General features: G+C 72.9%; 19 protein-coding genes and 3 pseudogenes. 8 read left to right on the forward strand and 14 right to left on the reverse strand.

The window, feature by feature from the left end; all coding sequences use genetic code 11:
* Window positions 1–31: 31 nt before the first annotated feature.
* The 3 genes from ACFV9H_RS30380 to ACFV9H_RS30390 all read right to left on the reverse strand — a co-directional run bounded on the left by ACFV9H_RS30380 (window position 32) and on the right by ACFV9H_RS30390 (window position 3,388).
* Entirely contained in the window at window positions 32–1,972 is a 1,941-nt protein-coding gene (locus tag ACFV9H_RS30380; protein ID WP_385404437.1) for an ABC transporter permease, read from the reverse strand.
* 180 nt (window positions 1,973–2,152) lie between these two features.
* A complete protein-coding gene (modA, locus tag ACFV9H_RS30385) occupies window positions 2,153–2,971 on the reverse strand; it encodes a molybdate ABC transporter substrate-binding protein (protein WP_385404440.1) in 819 nt (272 codons plus the stop codon).
* A 21-nt stretch (window positions 2,972–2,992) separates the two neighbouring features.
* Window positions 2,993–3,388, reverse strand: coding sequence for a molybdopterin-binding protein (locus ACFV9H_RS30390; RefSeq protein ID WP_385404442.1), 396 nt, complete (start codon window positions 3,386–3,388; stop codon window positions 2,993–2,995).
* Window positions 3,389–3,522: 134 nt separating this feature from the next.
* Between ACFV9H_RS30390 and ACFV9H_RS30395 the strand changes: the two genes are divergently transcribed.
* Window positions 3,523–3,933 carry an RNA-binding S4 domain-containing protein gene (locus ACFV9H_RS30395; protein WP_385404444.1) on the forward strand — a complete coding sequence of 137 codons (411 nt, stop codon included), beginning with the start codon at window positions 3,523–3,525 and terminating at the stop codon, window positions 3,931–3,933.
* Window positions 3,934–4,111: 178 nt separating this feature from the next.
* Here the strand turns inward: ACFV9H_RS30395 and ACFV9H_RS30400 are convergent, their stop codons facing one another.
* From ACFV9H_RS30400 to ACFV9H_RS30430, 7 genes and pseudogenes are all read right to left on the reverse strand, one after another.
* On the reverse strand, window positions 4,112–4,537 hold the full coding sequence (locus ACFV9H_RS30400; RefSeq protein WP_385404447.1) for a PTS-dependent dihydroxyacetone kinase phosphotransferase subunit DhaM: 426 nt from the start codon (window positions 4,535–4,537) through the stop codon (window positions 4,112–4,114).
* Window positions 4,534–5,139, reverse strand: coding sequence for a dihydroxyacetone kinase subunit DhaL (gene dhaL, locus ACFV9H_RS30405; protein WP_385404450.1), 606 nt, complete (start codon window positions 5,137–5,139; stop codon window positions 4,534–4,536). Before dhaL ends, ACFV9H_RS30400 begins: the two co-directional genes overlap by 4 nt.
* A gap of 82 nt (window positions 5,140–5,221) precedes the next feature.
* Window positions 5,222–6,226, reverse strand: coding sequence for a dihydroxyacetone kinase subunit DhaK (gene dhaK / locus ACFV9H_RS30410; RefSeq protein WP_385404452.1), 1,005 nt, complete (start codon window positions 6,224–6,226; stop codon window positions 5,222–5,224).
* Window positions 6,227–6,303: 77 nt separating this feature from the next.
* Window positions 6,304–6,591 (reverse strand): hypothetical protein, encoded by a 288-nt coding sequence (locus ACFV9H_RS30415; protein ID WP_385404454.1) that lies wholly within the window; start codon window positions 6,589–6,591, stop codon window positions 6,304–6,306.
* A gap of 105 nt (window positions 6,592–6,696) precedes the next feature.
* A pseudogene (locus tag ACFV9H_RS30420) lies at window positions 6,697–7,044 on the reverse strand (response regulator transcription factor); the annotation flags it as partial.
* A 9-nt stretch (window positions 7,045–7,053) separates the two neighbouring features.
* Window positions 7,054–7,395 carry a sensor histidine kinase gene (locus ACFV9H_RS30425; RefSeq protein ID WP_385404457.1) on the reverse strand — a complete coding sequence of 114 codons (342 nt, stop codon included), beginning with the start codon at window positions 7,393–7,395 and terminating at the stop codon, window positions 7,054–7,056.
* Complete coding sequence (locus ACFV9H_RS30430; RefSeq protein WP_385404459.1) at window positions 7,392–8,228, reverse strand: histidine kinase; 837 nt, start codon at window positions 8,226–8,228, stop codon at window positions 7,392–7,394. Before ACFV9H_RS30430 ends, ACFV9H_RS30425 begins: the two co-directional genes overlap by 4 nt.
* Before the next feature lie 131 nt (window positions 8,229–8,359).
* Here ACFV9H_RS30430 and ACFV9H_RS30435 point away from each other — a divergent pair, with 131 nt between their 5' ends.
* From ACFV9H_RS30435 to ACFV9H_RS30450, 4 genes and pseudogenes are all read left to right on the forward strand, one after another.
* Window positions 8,360–9,271, forward strand: coding sequence for an ATP-binding cassette domain-containing protein (locus tag ACFV9H_RS30435; RefSeq protein WP_385404461.1), 912 nt, complete (start codon window positions 8,360–8,362; stop codon window positions 9,269–9,271).
* Window positions 9,268–10,107 (forward strand): ABC transporter permease, encoded by an 840-nt coding sequence (locus ACFV9H_RS30440; RefSeq protein WP_385404464.1) that lies wholly within the window; start codon window positions 9,268–9,270, stop codon window positions 10,105–10,107. Before ACFV9H_RS30435 ends, ACFV9H_RS30440 begins: the two co-directional genes overlap by 4 nt.
* Before the next feature lie 3 nt (window positions 10,108–10,110).
* Window positions 10,111–10,515 (forward strand): annotated as a pseudogene (locus ACFV9H_RS30445) (IS630 family transposase); the annotation flags it as partial.
* 158 nt (window positions 10,516–10,673) lie between these two features.
* A complete protein-coding gene (locus ACFV9H_RS30450) occupies window positions 10,674–11,447 on the forward strand; it encodes a maleylpyruvate isomerase N-terminal domain-containing protein (RefSeq protein WP_385404467.1) in 774 nt (257 codons plus the stop codon).
* 130 nt (window positions 11,448–11,577) lie between these two features.
* On the opposite strand, the pseudogene ACFV9H_RS30455 reads toward ACFV9H_RS30450, so the two are convergent.
* Window positions 11,578–11,688, reverse strand: a pseudogene (locus tag ACFV9H_RS30455) (helix-turn-helix domain-containing protein); the annotation flags it as partial.
* Window positions 11,689–11,742: 54 nt separating this feature from the next.
* Window positions 11,743–13,428, reverse strand: coding sequence for a carbohydrate binding domain-containing protein (locus tag ACFV9H_RS30460; protein WP_385404470.1), 1,686 nt, complete (start codon window positions 13,426–13,428; stop codon window positions 11,743–11,745).
* Between the two features lie 193 nt (window positions 13,429–13,621).
* Here ACFV9H_RS30460 and ACFV9H_RS30465 point away from each other — a divergent pair, with 193 nt between their 5' ends.
* Window positions 13,622–14,257: an alpha-ketoglutarate-dependent dioxygenase AlkB gene (locus tag ACFV9H_RS30465; protein ID WP_385404472.1), complete on the forward strand. Its 636-nt coding sequence runs from the start codon at window positions 13,622–13,624 to the stop codon at window positions 14,255–14,257.
* Window positions 14,258–14,354: 97 nt separating this feature from the next.
* Here the strand turns inward: ACFV9H_RS30465 and ACFV9H_RS30470 are convergent, their stop codons facing one another.
* Window positions 14,355–14,648, reverse strand: a complete 294-nt coding sequence (locus ACFV9H_RS30470) for a YkvA family protein (protein WP_385404475.1) — start codon at window positions 14,646–14,648, stop codon at window positions 14,355–14,357.
* Window positions 14,649–14,693: 45 nt separating this feature from the next.
* Window positions 14,694–15,158 (reverse strand): MarR family winged helix-turn-helix transcriptional regulator, encoded by a 465-nt coding sequence (locus tag ACFV9H_RS30475; RefSeq protein WP_385404477.1) that lies wholly within the window; start codon window positions 15,156–15,158, stop codon window positions 14,694–14,696.
* A gap of 100 nt (window positions 15,159–15,258) precedes the next feature.
* Between ACFV9H_RS30475 and ACFV9H_RS30480 the strand changes: the two genes are divergently transcribed.
* Complete coding sequence (locus ACFV9H_RS30480; protein ID WP_385404480.1) at window positions 15,259–15,819, forward strand: DoxX family membrane protein; 561 nt, start codon at window positions 15,259–15,261, stop codon at window positions 15,817–15,819.
* Between the two features lie 162 nt (window positions 15,820–15,981).
* Window positions 15,982–16,440 (forward strand): hypothetical protein, encoded by a 459-nt coding sequence (locus ACFV9H_RS30485; RefSeq protein WP_385404483.1) that lies wholly within the window; start codon window positions 15,982–15,984, stop codon window positions 16,438–16,440.
* The last annotated feature ends 97 nt before the right edge of the window (window positions 16,441–16,537 follow it).

Raw genomic sequence — 16,537 nt, forward strand, 5'->3', positions numbered from 1 at the left:
ACAAGGTGGTGGAGGGGTACGACAGTTCGGCTCACAGCTGGACGAGCGTGACCTCGGTGGCCTTCACGCTCGTCCACACCTCGGCGCCGTCCACGATGCCCAGTTCCGCGGCCGCCTCCGGGGTGATCTCCGCGACCAGGTCGGGAGCCCCGTACGAGGAGACCAGCACCCGCAGCCGGCTGCCGACCGCGGTGATCTCCCGTACGGTGCCCTGCCAGACGTTGCGCGGGCTGCCGCCGGGCTGCTTCCGGTGCACCGACACCGCCTCCGGGGCGATGATCGCGAGAGCCCGCACCCCCTCCGCAAGCCGCTCGGCGACGACCAGACGACCACCGGCCGCGAGGGCGAGTCCGTCGGCCGACGCCGTGCCCGGCCAGGCGTTGCGGCCCAGCATCCGGGCCACCCACGGGGAGCGCGGGTGCCGGGTCACCTCGGCGGGCGGCGCGTCCTGAAGGGTGCGCCCGTCGGCGAGTACGAGGACACGGTCCGCCAGCGACACCGCCTCGACGGGATCGTGCGTGACGATGAGGCAGACCCCGCCGAAGCCGGCCAGATGCGTGCGCAGGGTGTGCCGCACGTGCGCCCGCGTCGTCTGGTCGAGGGCGGCCAGCGGCTCGTCCAGCAGCAGCAGTCGGGGCCGGGCGGCCAGGGCGCGGGCCAGCGCCACCCGCTGCGCCTGACCACCGGACAGCTGCGCGGGCCTGCGCGCGGCGAGGTGGCCGACGCCGAGCCGGTCCAGCCAGGCCTGTGCCTCGCGGCGGGCCTCGGCGCGCGGCACCTTGCGGGCGCGCAGCCCGTAGGCGGTGTTGGCCAGGGCGGTCAGGTGCGGGAACAGCGCCCCGTCCTGCGGGACCCAGGCGACCTGCCGCCGGTGCGGGGGGAGCGCGGTGACGTCGGTGTCGCCGAGGCGGAGTTCGGCGCGGGCGCGAGGGGTCAGGCCGAGCAGCGCGCGCAGCAGGGTGGTCTTGCCGGCGCCGTTCTCGCCCACCACGGCGATGGTGGTGCCGGGCTCGGCGTCGAGGGTGAGCTCGTTGAAGCCGGTGACGGCGGCGTGCAGGGGCCAGTGGCCGTCGGCCGGGACGGTGGCCTGGTCGGCGGCCGGGACGGTTGCCGCAACCGCGGCCGGTGCGGGGGTCGGCGGCTCGTCGACCACCGCCGGCCGCTCCGAGGCGGCCCTCGGAGTGCCCGTCCAGCGGCCGCGCAGGGCGATCAGTACGGCCATCGCGATCGCGAGGAGCAACAGCGAGACGGAGGTGGCGGCCTCGGGTCGGTCCTGGAGCAGCAGGTAGACCTGGAGCGGCAGGGTCTGGGTGGTGCCGGGCAGGTTCCCGGCGAAGGTGATGGTCGCGCCGAACTCGCCGAGTGCCCGGGCCCAGGTGAGGGCGGCGCCCGCGACGAGTCCGGGGGCCACCATCGGCAGGGTCACGGTGAAGAACACGCGGACCGGCGAGGCGCCGAGGGAGGCGGCGGTCTCCTCGTAACTCTGCTTGAGACCGCCCAGGGCACCTTCCAGGCTGATCACCAGGAACGGCATCGCCACGAAGGTGGCCGCGACCACCGCGCCCGAGGTGTGGAAGGGCAGGGTGATCCCGAAGGTGTCCTCGAGCCAGGGCCCCAGCAGCCCGCGCCGCCCGAAGCCGAGCAGCAGGGCCACACCGCCGACGGTCGGCGGCAGCACCATCGGCAGCAGGACCAGCGAGCGGACCAGGGCCTTGCCCTTGAACTCGACGCGGGCCAGCAGCCAGGCCAGCGGCACACCGAGCAGCAGTGAGAGCCCGAGGGACCAGAAGGACACGAACAGCGACAGCCGCAAGGCCTCGACCACGCCGGGGCTGGAGAGGTGGGCGCCGAGCTCGCTCCACCGGGTGCGGGTGAGGATGCCGACCAGCGGCAGCAGCAGGAACGCGACGGCGAGCAGCGCGGGCAACGCCAGGGTCACGGGGGGCCGGGTGCGGGTGCGGAGTCTGCTCATCAGGGTTCCTGGCTGGGGCGGGCGGCGGCCGGCGGCCGCCGTGGGAAGCGTACGCGGCGACCCGCGCGGGTGGCCTTCGTACGGCCGGGAGCACCGCGCACGCCGAGAGGGACCGCCCGTCCCCCCGGACCGGGCAGTCCCTCTCGGCTTTCCGCGGCGCGCGGCGCGGGTCACGGCCTGTTACGGCTTCTGGAAGCCCGCGTCCTGGAGGACCTTCTGCGCCTCGGGGGTGCTCAGCCAGGCCACGAACGCGGCGGCGGCCTCGGAGTTCTTGGACCCCTTCAGCGTGGCGACCGGGTAGGAGGCGACCACGTTCTGGTCGTCCGGGATGTCCACGGCGACGACCTTGTCGCCGGACTTGGCGGAGTCGGTCTTGTAGACGAGACCCGCGTCGGCCTCGCCCAGCTCGACCTTGCTCAGCACGGCGCGGACGTTGGGTTCCTGGGAAACCGGCTTCACCTCGATCTTCTGGGCGTCGAGGATCTGCTTGCTGTACTTGCCGACCGGGACCTCCGGCGCGGCGAGCACGACCTTGATCTTGGTGTCGGCCAGGTCCTTGAGCGCGCCGATCTTGAAGGGGTTGTCCTTGCCGGCCACGATGACCAGGCGGTTCTTGGCGATGATGGTCGCCTCGCCCGTCTCGGCCTTCAGCCCGTCCATGGTCTTGGTGTCGGCGGTCGCCACCGCGTCGGCCGGGGCGCCCTGCTTGATCTGGGCGGCGAGTTCCTGCGAACCGGCGAAGGAGAAGGTGATCTTCGTGCCGGGGTGGGTCTTCTGGTACTCGGCGCCGGCGGCGTTGAAGACGTCCGTGAGCGAGGAGGCGGCGAGGACGGTGAGGTTCACGGCCTTGGGCTCGGCGGAGGCCGACGCGCTCGCGCCGGACCCGTCCTTCTTCTCGTCGTCGGCGCCGTTGCCGCAGGCGGCCAGCGGGACGAGCAGGGCGGCGGTCAGCACGGCGGAAGCGGCGCGACGGCGGGTGGCGGTGGAGACGGGGGACATGAGCGGTTACTCCTCGGTGGTTCAGATGCGGTCGATGTGCACGCTGGTGGACTTCACGCGGGCGGTGGCCCGCATTCCGACCTCCAGCCCCAGCTCCTCCACGGCCTCACGGGTGAGGAGGGAGACCAGGCGGTGGGGACCCGCCTGGATCTCGACCTGGGCGGCCACGTCGCCGAGCCTGACGGCCGTGACGATGCCGGGAAAGGCGTTGCGTGCCGAGGTGTACGGCTCCTCGTCCTCGATGTGGGCACCCTGGCCCACTTCGACGGAGAAGGCGGCCAGGTCGCGGCCGTTGATCAGTCGACGGCCGGTCTCGTCGCGGTGGGTCGTGACCCGGCCGGCGTCGGCCCAGCGGCGCGCGGTGTCCGGGCTCACGCCCAGCAGGCGCGCCGCCTGTCCGATGGTGTAGGACTGCATGTGCGACAAGGTAGGGGCATGTGGCGCGCATTTGCAATCCGGTCAGGACGATGTACCTGGTAGCTGCGATTCCCCTTGTCGCATCCCCCAAAAGTCATTCCGCTTCCACCTGTCCGCCTCGCTAGAGTCGTGGCATGGCTGAACAGGTATCGCGAACGGACGCGGACGCGGGTACGAGTACCGGTACGGTGCGGGTCGACGCGTGGATCTGGTCCGTCCGCCTGACGAAGACCCGCTCGATCGCGGCGACCGCCTGCCGGGCGGGCCACGTGAAGGTCAACGGGGAGCGTGCCAAGCCCGCTCAGTCGGTGCGCGCGGGTGACGAGGTACGGCTCTTCCACGCGGGGCGGGAGCGGATCGTGGTGGTCCGGCGGCCCGTGTCCAAGCGGGTGGGCCCGCCCGTCGCCGCGGAGTGCTTCGTCGACAACAGCCCGCCGCCGCCGACGCCGATCGAAGCCGCGGTGGTGGGCATCCGCGACCGCGGAGCGGGCCGCCCGACGAAGCGCGAACGCCGCGAGATCGAATCCCTCCGCGGCCGCCCCTAGTGCTGTGACCGGAAAGGTTCACCGGGTCACGGCGTCCGGCACGGCACCTCGCCGCGTTGTCGGGCCGCGCGAGTACGTCCGGTACGAGCCGCGGCCCTCCGCCTTGCGATGCACCGCACCGAACACCGCGCCCCGGCAAACCTTTCCGGCCACAGCACCAGGTCGTCTCGGACTCGGGTCAGGTTTTGCGGTAGGTGTAGGCCTCCGCCGCGGCTGCGGCCACTGCGGGGGCGGGGGCTCCCGTGGAGGCCGTCACGAGGGCGGCCACCGCGCCCTCCAGGAAGGGGGCGTCCGCCAGGATCGAGCCCGGCGGGAGCTCGGACTCCGCCAGCAGGGCCTTCACCGTCAGCACCGAGCTGCCCAGGTCGGCCAGCAGTACGACCCCCGCGCCACGGTCCACCTCACCGGCGGCCGCGAGGATCCGCTCGGCGCTGGTGCCCAGTTCCCCGGACGCCGTGCCGCCCGCCGCGGCCAGCGGGGCCACCGGGCCGCCCGCCGCCAGGCCGCGGGCCAGCTCGGCCACGGACTCCGCCACGGACGCGCTGTGCGACACCAGCACGATGCCGACCAAGGCCGGGCCCGGGCCCGGGTCCGGGCCCGTCACAGGGCGCCGTCCGCCACGTCGGCCAGCGCCCCCAGCAGCAGCGCCGAAGAGGTCGCGCCCGGGTCCTGGTGGCCGATGCTCCGCTCGCCCAGATAGCTGGCCCGGCCCTTGCGGGCCCGCATCGGAACCGTCGCCAGCGCCCCGTTCTCCGCCGCGTCACCCGCCGCCCGGTACGAGGTGCTCAGCGCGGCCACCGCCGGTACCAGCGCGTCCAGCATCGTCGCGTCGCCCGGCGCCGCCCCACCGAGCTGCGCCACCGCGCCGACCCCCGCGTACAGGGCCTTGCGCAGTTCCTCGTCGGACACCTCCGCGGCCTCGCCGAGTTCCTTGCCGGTGCGGCGCAGCAGCGTCCCGTACAGCGGCCCCGAGGCGCCGCCCACCGTCGAGATCAGCGTCCGCCCGGCGAGTTGCAGCACCGCGCCCGGCGCCGCCGGGGGCTGCTCCTCCATCGCCGCGAGCACCGCCGAGAAGCCGCGCAGCAGATTGCTTCCGTGATCGGCGTCCCCGATGGGGGAGTCGAGCTCGGTCAGCCGGTCCGCCTCCCGCTCCACCGCGGCCGCGGCGGCCGTCATCCAGCGCCGGAAGAAGTCTGCGTCACGCACCGGTTCTCCTCGCCTCGGGTCGACGCGAACCACGAGCGACCCGAATCGCCTCGCACTGGCCAGTCCACCGACACCATACGAGTCAGCGGCCCCAGCGCAACGCCGCCGTCCGGACGGGCGCGTCCCACAGCCTCAGCAGATCCTCGTCGACCCGGCACAAGGTGACCGAACACCCCGCCATGTCCAGCGAGGTGACGTAGTTCCCCACCAGCGTCCGCGCCACCGGCACACCCCGCGCGCCCAGCACTCGCGCCACCTCCGCGTGGAACCCGTACAGCTCCAGCAGCGGGGTCGCCCCCATCCCGTTCACCAGCGCCAGCACCGGCCCGTCGGCCGGGCCCACCTCCGCAAGCTCCTCCAGTACGGCCCCCACCGCGATCTCCGCGATCTCCCGCGCCGGCATCATCGCACGCCGCTCCCGCCCCGGCTCGCCGTGAATGCCGACTCCCAACTCCAGCTCGCCGTCCGGTAGTTCAAAGGTCGGGCTGCCCTTCGCGGGAGTCGTGCACGCGCTCAGCGCCACCCCGAAGCTCCGCGAGGACTCGTTGACCCGCCGGGCGATCGAGGCGACCCGCTCCAGCGGCGCCCCCTCCTCGGCGGCCGCCCCGGCGATCTTCTCCACGAAGAGGGTGGCGCCCGTACCCCGCCGCCCGGCCGTGTACAGGCTGTCCGTCACGGCGACGTCGTCGTTGACCAGGACGCGCTCCACCCGCAGGCCGTCCTCCTCGGCGAGCTCGGCGGCCATGTCGAAGTTCAGTACGTCCCCGGTGTAGTTCTTGACGACGAACAGCACCCCCTGCCCGGACTCCACGGCCCCGGCCGCCCGCACCATCTGGTCGGGTACCGGGGAGGTGAACACCTCCCCGGGGCACGCCGCGGACAGCATCCCGTACCCCACGAACCCGGCGTGCAGCGGCTCGTGCCCGGAGCCGCCCCCGGACACCAGCCCGACCCGGCCGCCGGTGCGCGCGTCCCGGCGTACGACGATCCGCCGCTCCACGTCGACGTCCAGCTCGGGGTGGGCGGCGGCCATCCCCCGCAGGGCGTCGGCGACCACGGTTTCCGCAGAGTTGATCAGCATCTTCACGGATGTCTCCCTCAAGTGCCCGGCTGCGACGTCCTGTCGGGGCCAGGCTAGGTCGGGCGCCGCTCTGACGACAGGACCTAGGGGGAGGAGCGCTCGGGCATGACCTGTTCGACCCCGTCCAGCTCCCAGGTGCACCGTGGCCCGGTCGGGACGAGGTGCGGCTGGCGCACCATGATCCGGAAGGGGTGGGCCGGCTCCTCGGGCAGGACGCCCTCCAGCACGGTGGTTCCCGGTTCGTGCTCCTCGCGGTAGGCGATGACCTTGCCGTCGACGAGGAGCTCGATCTCGCCCGTCCTGCCGGGTCCCACGTTCACGGTGATCGAGTGGTCCCCGTGGTCCACGTGGAAGTGGTGACTGCGGGACATGGGGCACCTCCACGGAGTCACGACGGCCTCGGACGGGCCTCGGCCGGCGGGCATCACTCGCTCTCACCATTGTGGGCCACCGGACCGGACCCGCGCGCGGGCGCCTCACCCGGGCGGCGCGACCAGGCCGAACTCGTAGGCGAGGATCACCAGGTGCACCCGGTCGCGGGCGTCGAGCTTCGTGAAGAGCCGCGCCACGTGCGCCTTGGCGGTGGCCACGCTGATGCGGAGCTCCCCGGCGAACTCCGTGTTGGACAGCCCGCGACCCACGAGGGTCAGTACCTCGCGCTCCCGGTCGGTGATCCCGCCGCCGCCCGGGTGCCGCGGGCCGGGGGCGGGCTCGGGCCGGGCCGCGAACTCCGCGATGAGCCGGCGGGTGACGCTCGGCGCGATGAGGGCGTCCCCGGCGGCCAGCACCCGGATCCCGTCGAGGATGGTCTCCAGCGGCATGTCCGACCCGGATCACCGGGCTGCCTCCGCGGGTACCGGCAGCCGCGCCGCCACGCGGAATCCGCCCTCAGGGCGCGGACCGGCGCTGAACGCCCCGTGTAGCAGGGTCACCCGCTCCCGCATGCCCGCGATCCCGAAGCCGGAGCCCTGGTCCGGGGCGGCGGCGCCGCGGCCGCGGTCGACGACGTCCAAGACCAGCTCGTCCGGCCGGTGGTCGACCGTCACGGCGCACTCCCGGGTGCCGGAATGCCGCACCACATTGGTGACCGCCTCCTGGATGATGCGGAACGCCGCCAGGTCGACGTCGGAGGGCAGTTCGCGACGCTCCCCCCGCCACCGGACCTCGACGTTCACCCCGGCCGCCGCCGTGTTCGAGACCAGTTTCCCGAGCGCGCCGAGCCCCGGGACCGGGTCCAGCGGTGCGGACTCCTGGTCTCCGCGCCGCAGCGCACCGAGCATCCGCCGCAGACCGGCGAGGGTCTCCCGGCTGGTGCCTCGATGGCTTCCAGTGCGCCCCGCGTCTCGGCGGGCTGAGTGTCCATGACCCGGCTGCCCATGCCCGCCTGGATGGCGATGATGCCGATGTTGTGCGCGACCATGTCGTGCAGCTCCCGGGCGATCCGCAGCCGCTCGGCCGTGACCGCCTGGCGGGTGGCCTGTTCGCGCACCGTGTCCGCGTGCGCCCGGCTCTGATGGACCGTATTGCCGATGAGCCAGGCGATGGCCACGGTCGAGGCGAGCAGGACCGGTCCCGACAGGTTGTGGAGGTACCCGCGCCCCCACCGCCAGAGCGCGTCCCCGGCGACCACGGCGACGGGCAGCGCCGACGCGAGGACCGACACGCGCCGCGAGCGGGTCGCCGCGGTGTAGCCCACGACCGCGTCGGCCAGCAGGAAGAGCACGAACGGTGTCTCCCGCACGTCCATCCCGAGGGAGAACACGGCGCCGGCGAGCGCGACGGCCAGGGCCGCCAGCGGCGCGCGGAACAGCAGGAACGCACCCAAGGTCGTGACCACCGCGGTGACCAGGAGCGGCGCGTCCTCGATGTTGCCGTGGTACCGGAGGAGACGGCTCGGTTCGTCCGGCCGCTGGAACGTGCGCGTCAGGATGAGGGCTGACCAGAAGGCCCCCACCCACACACCCGGTGGCAGGCGTTTGAGCAGGGGTGGACGCGAAGTTGCGATCACCGCCGATCGTAACCACGCGGCCCCTCCCGGGCATTGGCCCACGGGCTTGGTCCCCAGGGCCACCCGCGAGCCTCCCGGGTGTGGACCGGCGGCCGATGCCGGCTCGAGGCGCTCACCGGCACCGTGAACCCGTGATCGAATCCACCCGACTCACCAAGCGGTACGGCGACACCGCCGCCGTCGACGACCTGACCTTCACCGTGGAACCGGGCAAGGTCACCGGCTTACTCGGCCCCAACGGCGCCGGCAAATCCACCACGCTGCGCATGATCCTGGGCCTGAACACCCCCACCAGCGGATCCGTCACCGTGGACGGCGTCCCCTTCTCCTCCCGTCCGCGCGGACTGCGTCACGTCGGCGCGCTGCTGGACGCCCAGGACGTCCACGGCGGGCGCAGCGCACGGGCGCACCTGTCCGCCCTGGCCCGCGGCAACCGCATCCCGCTGTCCCGCGTCGACGAGGTACTGCGGGAGGTGGGGCTGGCGAAGGCCGCGCCACGCCGGATCGGCGGGTTCTCCCTCGGCATGAAGCAGCGCCTCGGCATCGCGGGAGCGCTGCTCGGGGATCCGCCCGTACTCCTCTTCGACGAGCCGCTGAACGGCCTCGACCCCGAGGGCGTGCTGTGGGTGCGCCGCCTGTTCCGCAGGCTGGCCGACGAAGGCCGCACCGTGTTCGTGTCCAGCCACATGATGGCCGAGATGGAGGCCACCGCCGATCACCTCGTCGTCATCGGCCGGGGCCGGCTGATCGCCGACCAGAGCCTGCGTGAGTTCTCCGCCCGGAACGTCTCGCTGGGCGTCATCGTGCACACCCCCGACCTCGCGGCGCTCGATGCCGTGCTGCGCGGCGAGGGCGCGTCGGTGCGCCGGGAGGGCGACGACCAGGCCCGGGTCACTGGTCCGAGCGCGGCCCGGATCGGAGAGCTCGCCCACCGGCACGGCATCGTGCTGCACGAACTCGCCACCCGTACCTCGTCCTTGGAGTCGGCGTTCATGTCCCTCACCGCCGACAGCGTCGAATACCTCGCGGGAGAAGCACGATGAAGAACCCCCTGCTCGGGGCCGCACCGGTGGCCCGGTTCGGCGACCTGCTCGCCGCCGAGTGGATCAAGATGCGCTCGCTCAGGTCGACGTACTGGGTGCTGGTCCTCAGCGCAGTCGTCGCCATCGCGATCAACGTGAACGCCGTCCACGCGGACCTGCCCTACATCGACCAGCCGCCGCCCCCGACGCACGACACGCCGCCCTTCAAGTACGACCCGCTCCACCGGGGCATGAACGACATCGCCGCCGCCATCATGGCCCTGGCCGCGGCCGCCTTCGGCGCCATCACGGTCTTCGGGGAGTACGCCACCGGCATGATCCGCACCACGCTCGCAGCGGTCCCCGACCGGCGCGCGGTGGTCATGGCCAAGGTGGTGCCGGTCACGGCGATCACCTTCCTCCTCGGTGCGACGGCCTCCGTCACCTCCTTCTTCACCACCAACGCGATGCTGGCCTCCCGTCACGTCGGACTGTCGATCCACGACCCGGGCTGCCTGCGGGCGGTCGCCGCGTACGCGCTGATCGTCCCCGTCTCCGGGCTCATCGGGCTGGCCTTCGGCGCCGTACTGCGCCATGCCACGGCCTCGATCATCGGCGTCGTGGGGTTGCTGTTCATCGTGCCCATGCTCTTCGGCGGCGACAGGTACCGCCCGCTGAAGGAGATCGGCAACCACCTGCCGATGGCCGCGAGGTCCCGGCTGGGCCTGAACCCCGACTCCTACACGACCCTGGGCGCGTACCCGGGGACGATCACGGGCGCCTGGATCGCGCTCGCGGCCTGGGCGGCGGTGTCGGTGGCCCTCGCCGTGACCGTGGTACGGCGCCGGGACGTCTAGTGCCGGGGACGGCCCGACCGGCTCCCGGCGACCTACAAGCGCACCCACGGCGTGACCTACTTCCACGGCTGCTGCTCGATCGGCGACGACACCCTGCGGGGCATCAACCGCCGCCGGAAGGGCACCGCGAACACCCTCGCCGCACTTCGTTCGATCCGCGCCGCCCGCCCCGATGGCGCCCCGGCCTACGCGATCCTCGCCAACCTGTCCGCCCACAACGGCAAGAAGATCCCGCGCTGGGCGAAGAACAACAACGTCTGCGGGCCGCTGCGGCAGTTCACGCTCGCCAACTCGAACTATCCGAACCACACGGCCCAGACCCGCGCGCCGTACGCCTACCTGCGCCGGCGTAACGCGAACACCCGCCATCCCGACGTCCTGGCCGCCCAACGCAAGGAACGCGCGTGACTCGTCGACGAAGCCCGGTGGAAGATGGGGAGTTGGTCGCCGTCGGCGAGCAGTGCGCGGAGTTTCAGAACGGCGCCGGCGCGCGCCGCCCGGCCGTCGACGCGTTCGTCCGACAAATTCGCTACCGGGCGGCCGGAGCGCCGTGATACACCACCGAGGTGCAAAACATTTTGGAGTTCCCCGAGGTCCTGCGGCTGATCGAAGACCGCTCAGCCGCGTTCCGCGCCGCGATCGCGTCCGCCCCCGACCTTGACGTCCAGGTCCCGACATGCCCGGACTGGACGCTGCGCGAACTGGCGCAGCACCTCGGCGACGGCCGCCGCCGCCAGGCCGCCATCGTCGCGGCGGGCCCGGGCGTTGAGCCCCCGGCGAGGACCGACCCGAAGGGCGCCCCGACCGCGCCCCGCGACCGCGAAGCCCTGGACGCCTGGCTCGCCGAGTCGACCGAGCTCATGCTCGACGCGATGCGCGAAGCCGGCCCGGACCGCGGCTGCTGGACCTGGTGGGGCCGCTCGCAGGCCCCGGAGACCAGCGGAGCCGTGGCCCGGCACCAGATCCAGGAGATCGCCGTCCACACCTACGACGCCCAGCTCACCCAGGGGGCCGCACAGCCGCTGCCGACGGACGTCGCGGTCGAGGGCGTCGACGAGTTCCTGACGACCGTCTCGGCGACGAACGTCCCCTGGCCGTTCAAGCCGGCGACCATCGACCTGCACACGACCGAGGGCCGCTCCTGGCGCCTGACCCTCAACGCCGATGGCGTCCGCTGCGACGACCTCGCCGCCGACGCGGAGCCGGGCGACATGGCGATGCGAGGCGCAGCGGGCGAACTGGTCCTCTACTTCTACGCGCGCGTCCCGCTCGACGGCCTGGAGACCACCGGCGACACCGAGCCGATGGAGCAGCTCGCAGACTGGGACCCGAACGCGTAGAACGCGCCCTTGTGACGCATCTGTCGGTTGTGCGCGCGCTCCTGCGGGCGCCACTGGGCCCGGGGGTCCGGCAACGGTCGAAGTCGCCGTTGGCGAGCAGGGCGCGGAGTCTCAGGACGGCTTCGGCGCCGGCCGGGCCGATCTGGTTGAACCGGTGGATCACGTCCCGCGCCGTGTCCTCGTCGGCCTGCACCAACTGGGCGATCACTGGAACCCGGTTGCCGCCGGCCGAGGCCGGCAGAGGGAGGGCCGCCGACGGGAGTCCGGCGGCGGCCCCGGTCGGCGGGGTCCGGGGTCAGCCGGTGAAGCGGGCCGTGAGGGAGGTGAACTGCCAGTCGCTCTGCGCGATGCCGGAGCAGCTCTCCTGCAGGCCGCCGCCGGGGCAGCCCCGGTCGCGGTTCACGGACCAGAAGGCGAGGCGGGCGATGTGGTGGGAGTTGGCCCAGTCGCGGATGTCGGTCCAGTTCTGGACGGTCGTGGTCTCCTGGGTGTCGCTGATGCCGTTCATGCCGGAGATGCCGATGTGCGCGTAGGCGGTCGCGTCGTCCCAGCCGAAGGTGGACTTGAGCTTGGTCTTGAGGCCCTCGGTGGCGCTGACCGTGCTCGCGTACATGTCGGTCGAGGCGTTGCCGAAGTCGAACGGCATGGTCGTGAAGACGTCGATGTCCGCGCCCAGCGCCTTCGCCTGGTCGATCAGCCGGTTGCCCCACGAGGTCGGGCCGGTGGTGCCGGTGCCGAAGGTCAGGACGGTCTTCAAGCCCAGGTTGTTCTGCTTGACGATCTTGAGTGCGCCGAGGATGCGGTCCTGGACCACGGCGTTCTCGAACTCGTCGGTGTTCTCGATGTCCACGTCGACGGCCTTGAGCCCGTACGCGTCGATGACCTTCTGGTAGGCGCCGGCCAGGGCCTCGGGGGTCGCGCAGTTGGGGCCGAGCTTGTTGCCCTGCCAGCCGCCGATGGACGGGACGATGTCGCCGCCCGCCGCACGGATCGAGGCGATGGTGCTCTGGTCCACGCCGCCGGTGAGCGGCCGTTGGCCGTCCCAGGACGGCTCGCAGCCGCCCGAGGAGAGGATGAACGCCATGGTGAACCACTTCACGCCGGTCGCGTTCATCACGGTGGTCGCGCTCGGCGGGTTGCCCCAGCCCATGTAGAGGTAGGGCGCGGCCTGCTTGAAACCGGTCGGGGTCGTCCCGTTGTCGGTGGTGACGGAGACGCCGGCGGAGGCGGCCGAGCTGTTGCCCGCGAGGTCGCGGGCCCGGACGGTGAACGTGTAGCTCGTGGCGGGGGCGAGGCCGGTGACGGTCGCGCTGGTGCCGGTGGCCGTGGCGACCAACGCGCCGCCCTGGTAGACGTCGTAGCCGGTGACGCCGACGTTGTCGGTGGAGGCGGTCCAGGCGAGCGCGGCGCTGGTGGAGGTCTTGCCGGTGGAGGTGAGGCCGCCGGGGACGGTGGGCGCCTGGGTGTCGGTGGCGCCGCCGGGGCCGTCGAGGGTGACGTCATCGGCGTGGTAAGTGCCCTGCCCGTACCAGCCGTTGAGGTACACCTCGGCCGTGGTCTGGGAGGCGCCCGTGGTGAAGGTGACGGTGAGCCGGGAGTAGGCGCCGGTGGAGCTGGTCCAGGTGGAGGCGCCGCCGGTGACTCCGAGGTACACGTGGCTGCCGCGGACCCAGGCCGAGAGGGTGTACGTGGTGTTCGGCCGGACGGAGACGGACTGCGTGCACTTGGCGTTGTCGGAGGCGGTGGCGGCGCCGGCCAGCGCCCTGGCTCCGCCGTGCACGGGTGAACCCACCACGGAGCCCAGACCGCCGGTGCAGGACCAGCCGGCCGGGGTGCCGGCCGCCTCGAAGTCGCCGTTCGAGAGCAGATTGGCGCCGAAAGCCGATCCGGGAGCCGTCAGCACCGCGGCCGCGCCGAGGAGGGTGGCGCCCAGGCCGCAGGCGAGGCGGGTGCGGGTGCGTGTGCGCGTGGGGGTACGCAAGGAACTGCCTCCAGTGGGGTGGGGGTGGCGGCAACACCGGTGCGGGCGGGGGAAGTTGGGGTCATCGCCGGCTCGTGACCGGGAACCTAATCTTCCGGATGCGTCGCCGTCAATAGGTCTGGACCAATTGGCCCGACGTGGCCGAGGTGGCATATTCGTGCACGTGTTCGGTTCCTGGGGTTAGGCTGGGGGCATGTGCGCAGTCCAAGGCCTTCAGGGCTCCCTCTTCGACCAGGGCGACGACATCCTGCTCGGCTCCCTGGACGGCCTGCGGCGGACCGGGCTCGGAGCCGGAGCGTGGGTCGACCACCTACCCGGCTGGCTCAGCGGAGCCGACGCGCTCTTCGAACGGCTGGCCGCCGACGTGCCCTGGCACGCGGAGCGGCGGCAGATGTACGAGCGTGAGGTGGAGGTGCCCCGGCTGCTCGCCTTCTACGCGGAGGGCGAGCCCCTCCCGCACCCCACGCTCACCGAGGCCCGCGACACGCTCACCAGCCACTACGCGGCCGAACTCGGCGAGCCCTTCGCCACCGCCGGGCTGTGCCTGTACCGCGACGGCCGCGACAGCGTCGCCTGGCACGGGGACCGCAACGGCCGCTCCGCGACCGAGGACACGATGGTCGCCATCCTCTCCGTCGGCGACCCCCGCGACCTGGCGCTGCGCCCCCGCGACGGCGGGCCCACCCTGCTGCGGCTGCCGCTCGGGCACGGCGACCTCGTCGTCATGGGAGGCTCCTGCCAGCGCACCATGGAACACGCCGTCCCCAAGTCGGCGCGGGCCGTGGGGCCCCGGATCAGCGTCCAGTTCCGCACCCGGGGCGTGCGCTGACCGCGGCTGCGGGCTCGGGGGAGGCTGTCCAGGCCCGGGCGCCGGCGCGGCGCCCCGTGGGTCCTCGCAGTGGCCGCGGACCGGTTGCCGTAGGCCCTCACGCGGCGCCGGGCTCCTTGGTCGGGCGGGCCGCGGCGGCCGCCGCGTGCAGGGAGCGCAGGGCCAGCAGCAGGACCCCGATGTCGTCGAGGTACACCGGGTCCGGGATCAGGTCCACGGGCGAGATCGTGTACACCACGGCGACCCAGAAGAGGGCCTTGTCGCGCAGCGGGATCCCCGAGTCGAGCAGCAGCCGGCGGGCCTTGAAGACGCGCACGAGCAGCACGGCCGCGGCGATCGCGAGCCCGACCGCGAAGACCGCGGCCAGCGTGAGCCAGGCCTTTGTGTCCATGACGCCCCTTATACCCCGACGGCGGCCCCCGCTACCGAAGGCCGGCTACGCACCCTGTGCGCGCAGCCGGCGGCCGACCTCGCCCAGGCCGTCGGCGAGCGCGTCCAGCTGGGCCGGCGTCAGGACGTCCACGAGGATCTCCCGGACCGTCGCCACGTGGCCGGGCGCGGCCTCGTCCAGCTTGGCGGCGCCCGCGTCGGTGAGGACGGCGAACACCCCGCGGACGTCGGAGGGGCAGCTGCGGCGTCGGACCAGGCCCGCTTTCTCCATCTGGGTGACCTGGTAGGTCAGTCCGCTCTTGGAATTGATCAGGCCATTGGCGAGCTCGGTCATCCGCAGCTCGCGGCCGGGGGCCGCGGCGAGTCGCACGAGGATCTCGTACTGCGGGTGCGAGAGCCCGGAGTCGTCCTTGAGCTGCTGGTCCAGGCGGCGGTTCACCAGGGCGGACGCGGCCAGGAACCCGCTCCAGGCCCGCATCTCGCGGTCGTCCAGCCATCTCGTCTCAGCCATGGCCCCACCCTACACGGGTTGTTCGAATTTGAATCACTGGGCTAGGGTCTGCGTCCGAGGTTCGAATTTGAACGACCTGCCCCATCGGAAGGATCCCCCCATGACCAGCCCCTCCGCCACCGCCGTGAAGCCCTCCGCCGCCACTGCGCCCGCCGCCCTTCCCGCGGCCCTCTCCACCCCCGGCCACGACGTCGGCCTGCTGATCCTGCGCCTCGTCCTCGGGCTGACCATGGCCGCCCACGGCTCCCAGAAGCTCTTCGGCTGGTTCGGGGGCGGCGGCATCGGCGGCACCGGCCGGTTCTTCACCGCCAGCGGCTACCCCGCCGGCGACGCCATGGCCGTCCTCGCGGGTCTGACCGAGACCCTCGGCGGCCTCGGCCTCGCCGTCGGACTGCTCACCCCGCTCGCCGGGGCGGCCGTCGTCGGCACCCTCATCAACGCCATCGCCGTCCACGGCGCCGGATCCTTCTTCGCCCCGCAGGGCATCGAGTACGAACTCCTCCTGACGGCCGGCGCCGCGGCCCTCGCCCTCACCGGCCCCGGCCGGTACGCCGTCGACCGCTTCCTGCCCGTCCTGCGCGCCCACCGCCTGACCCACGGGGCTCTTGCCGTGGCCCTCGGCGTCGTCCTCGCGGGCGCACTCCTCCTGGTACGCGGCTAGCCGCCAACAGCCCCCTACCTGCGGTTTTCCCGCCAGGTAGGGGCTTTCGCGCTCCGTCAAGTCACGTCTTCCTGTGGCCTGACACGACCGTCGCGCTCGCGCCTACTTGAGACACGGATCCGGCCGCCCCTGCGCCGGACGCACACGTTTCAAGGAGCACTCATGGTCTACGACCTCCTCACCCCGGCCGTCCGCACCAGGCGGCGGATCGCCCGCTGGGCGATGGCCCTCACCTCGGCAGCCGTCGTCTCCGGAGCCGTCGCGCTGCCTGCCTCCGCGTCGGCCACGTCCCCGGCCCCGGCCTCGGTGGTGAACCTCGTCGCCGACGGCAACGGCCGTCTGATCGACCCCTCCGAGGCATGGGGCGACGGTGGCGGCTCCGCCATCGACGAGACGTACTGCCGCCGCAACGGCGGCTGCAACGTCGGCGCGGACACCGACCACGAGCCGGGCGGCGGCATCTTCGACCCACCCCGCGGCGAATCAGACACGGAGCCCGGCGATGGCCGCCGCGGCCACCCCGACCCCGACCCCGACGGTGACGGCGCCGGCACCCTCATCGGGTGGTCGGAGTGCTCCGTTTTCGACGCCAGTGGCTGCCCGCCGAACGTCCGGACCTAGGCCCTGTCGTCAAATTCCCGTCGTCGCCCGAAGGGCGGCCCCGCGGCGTCTGGTGCGTGCTCTCGGCGTGCCGGGCGGAAGCCCTCGTACTGGACGT

Source organism: Streptomyces sp. NPDC059874 (assembly GCF_042731135.1).
In the GTDB taxonomy this organism is placed as follows: Bacteria; Actinomycetota; Actinomycetes; order Streptomycetales; family Streptomycetaceae; genus Streptomyces.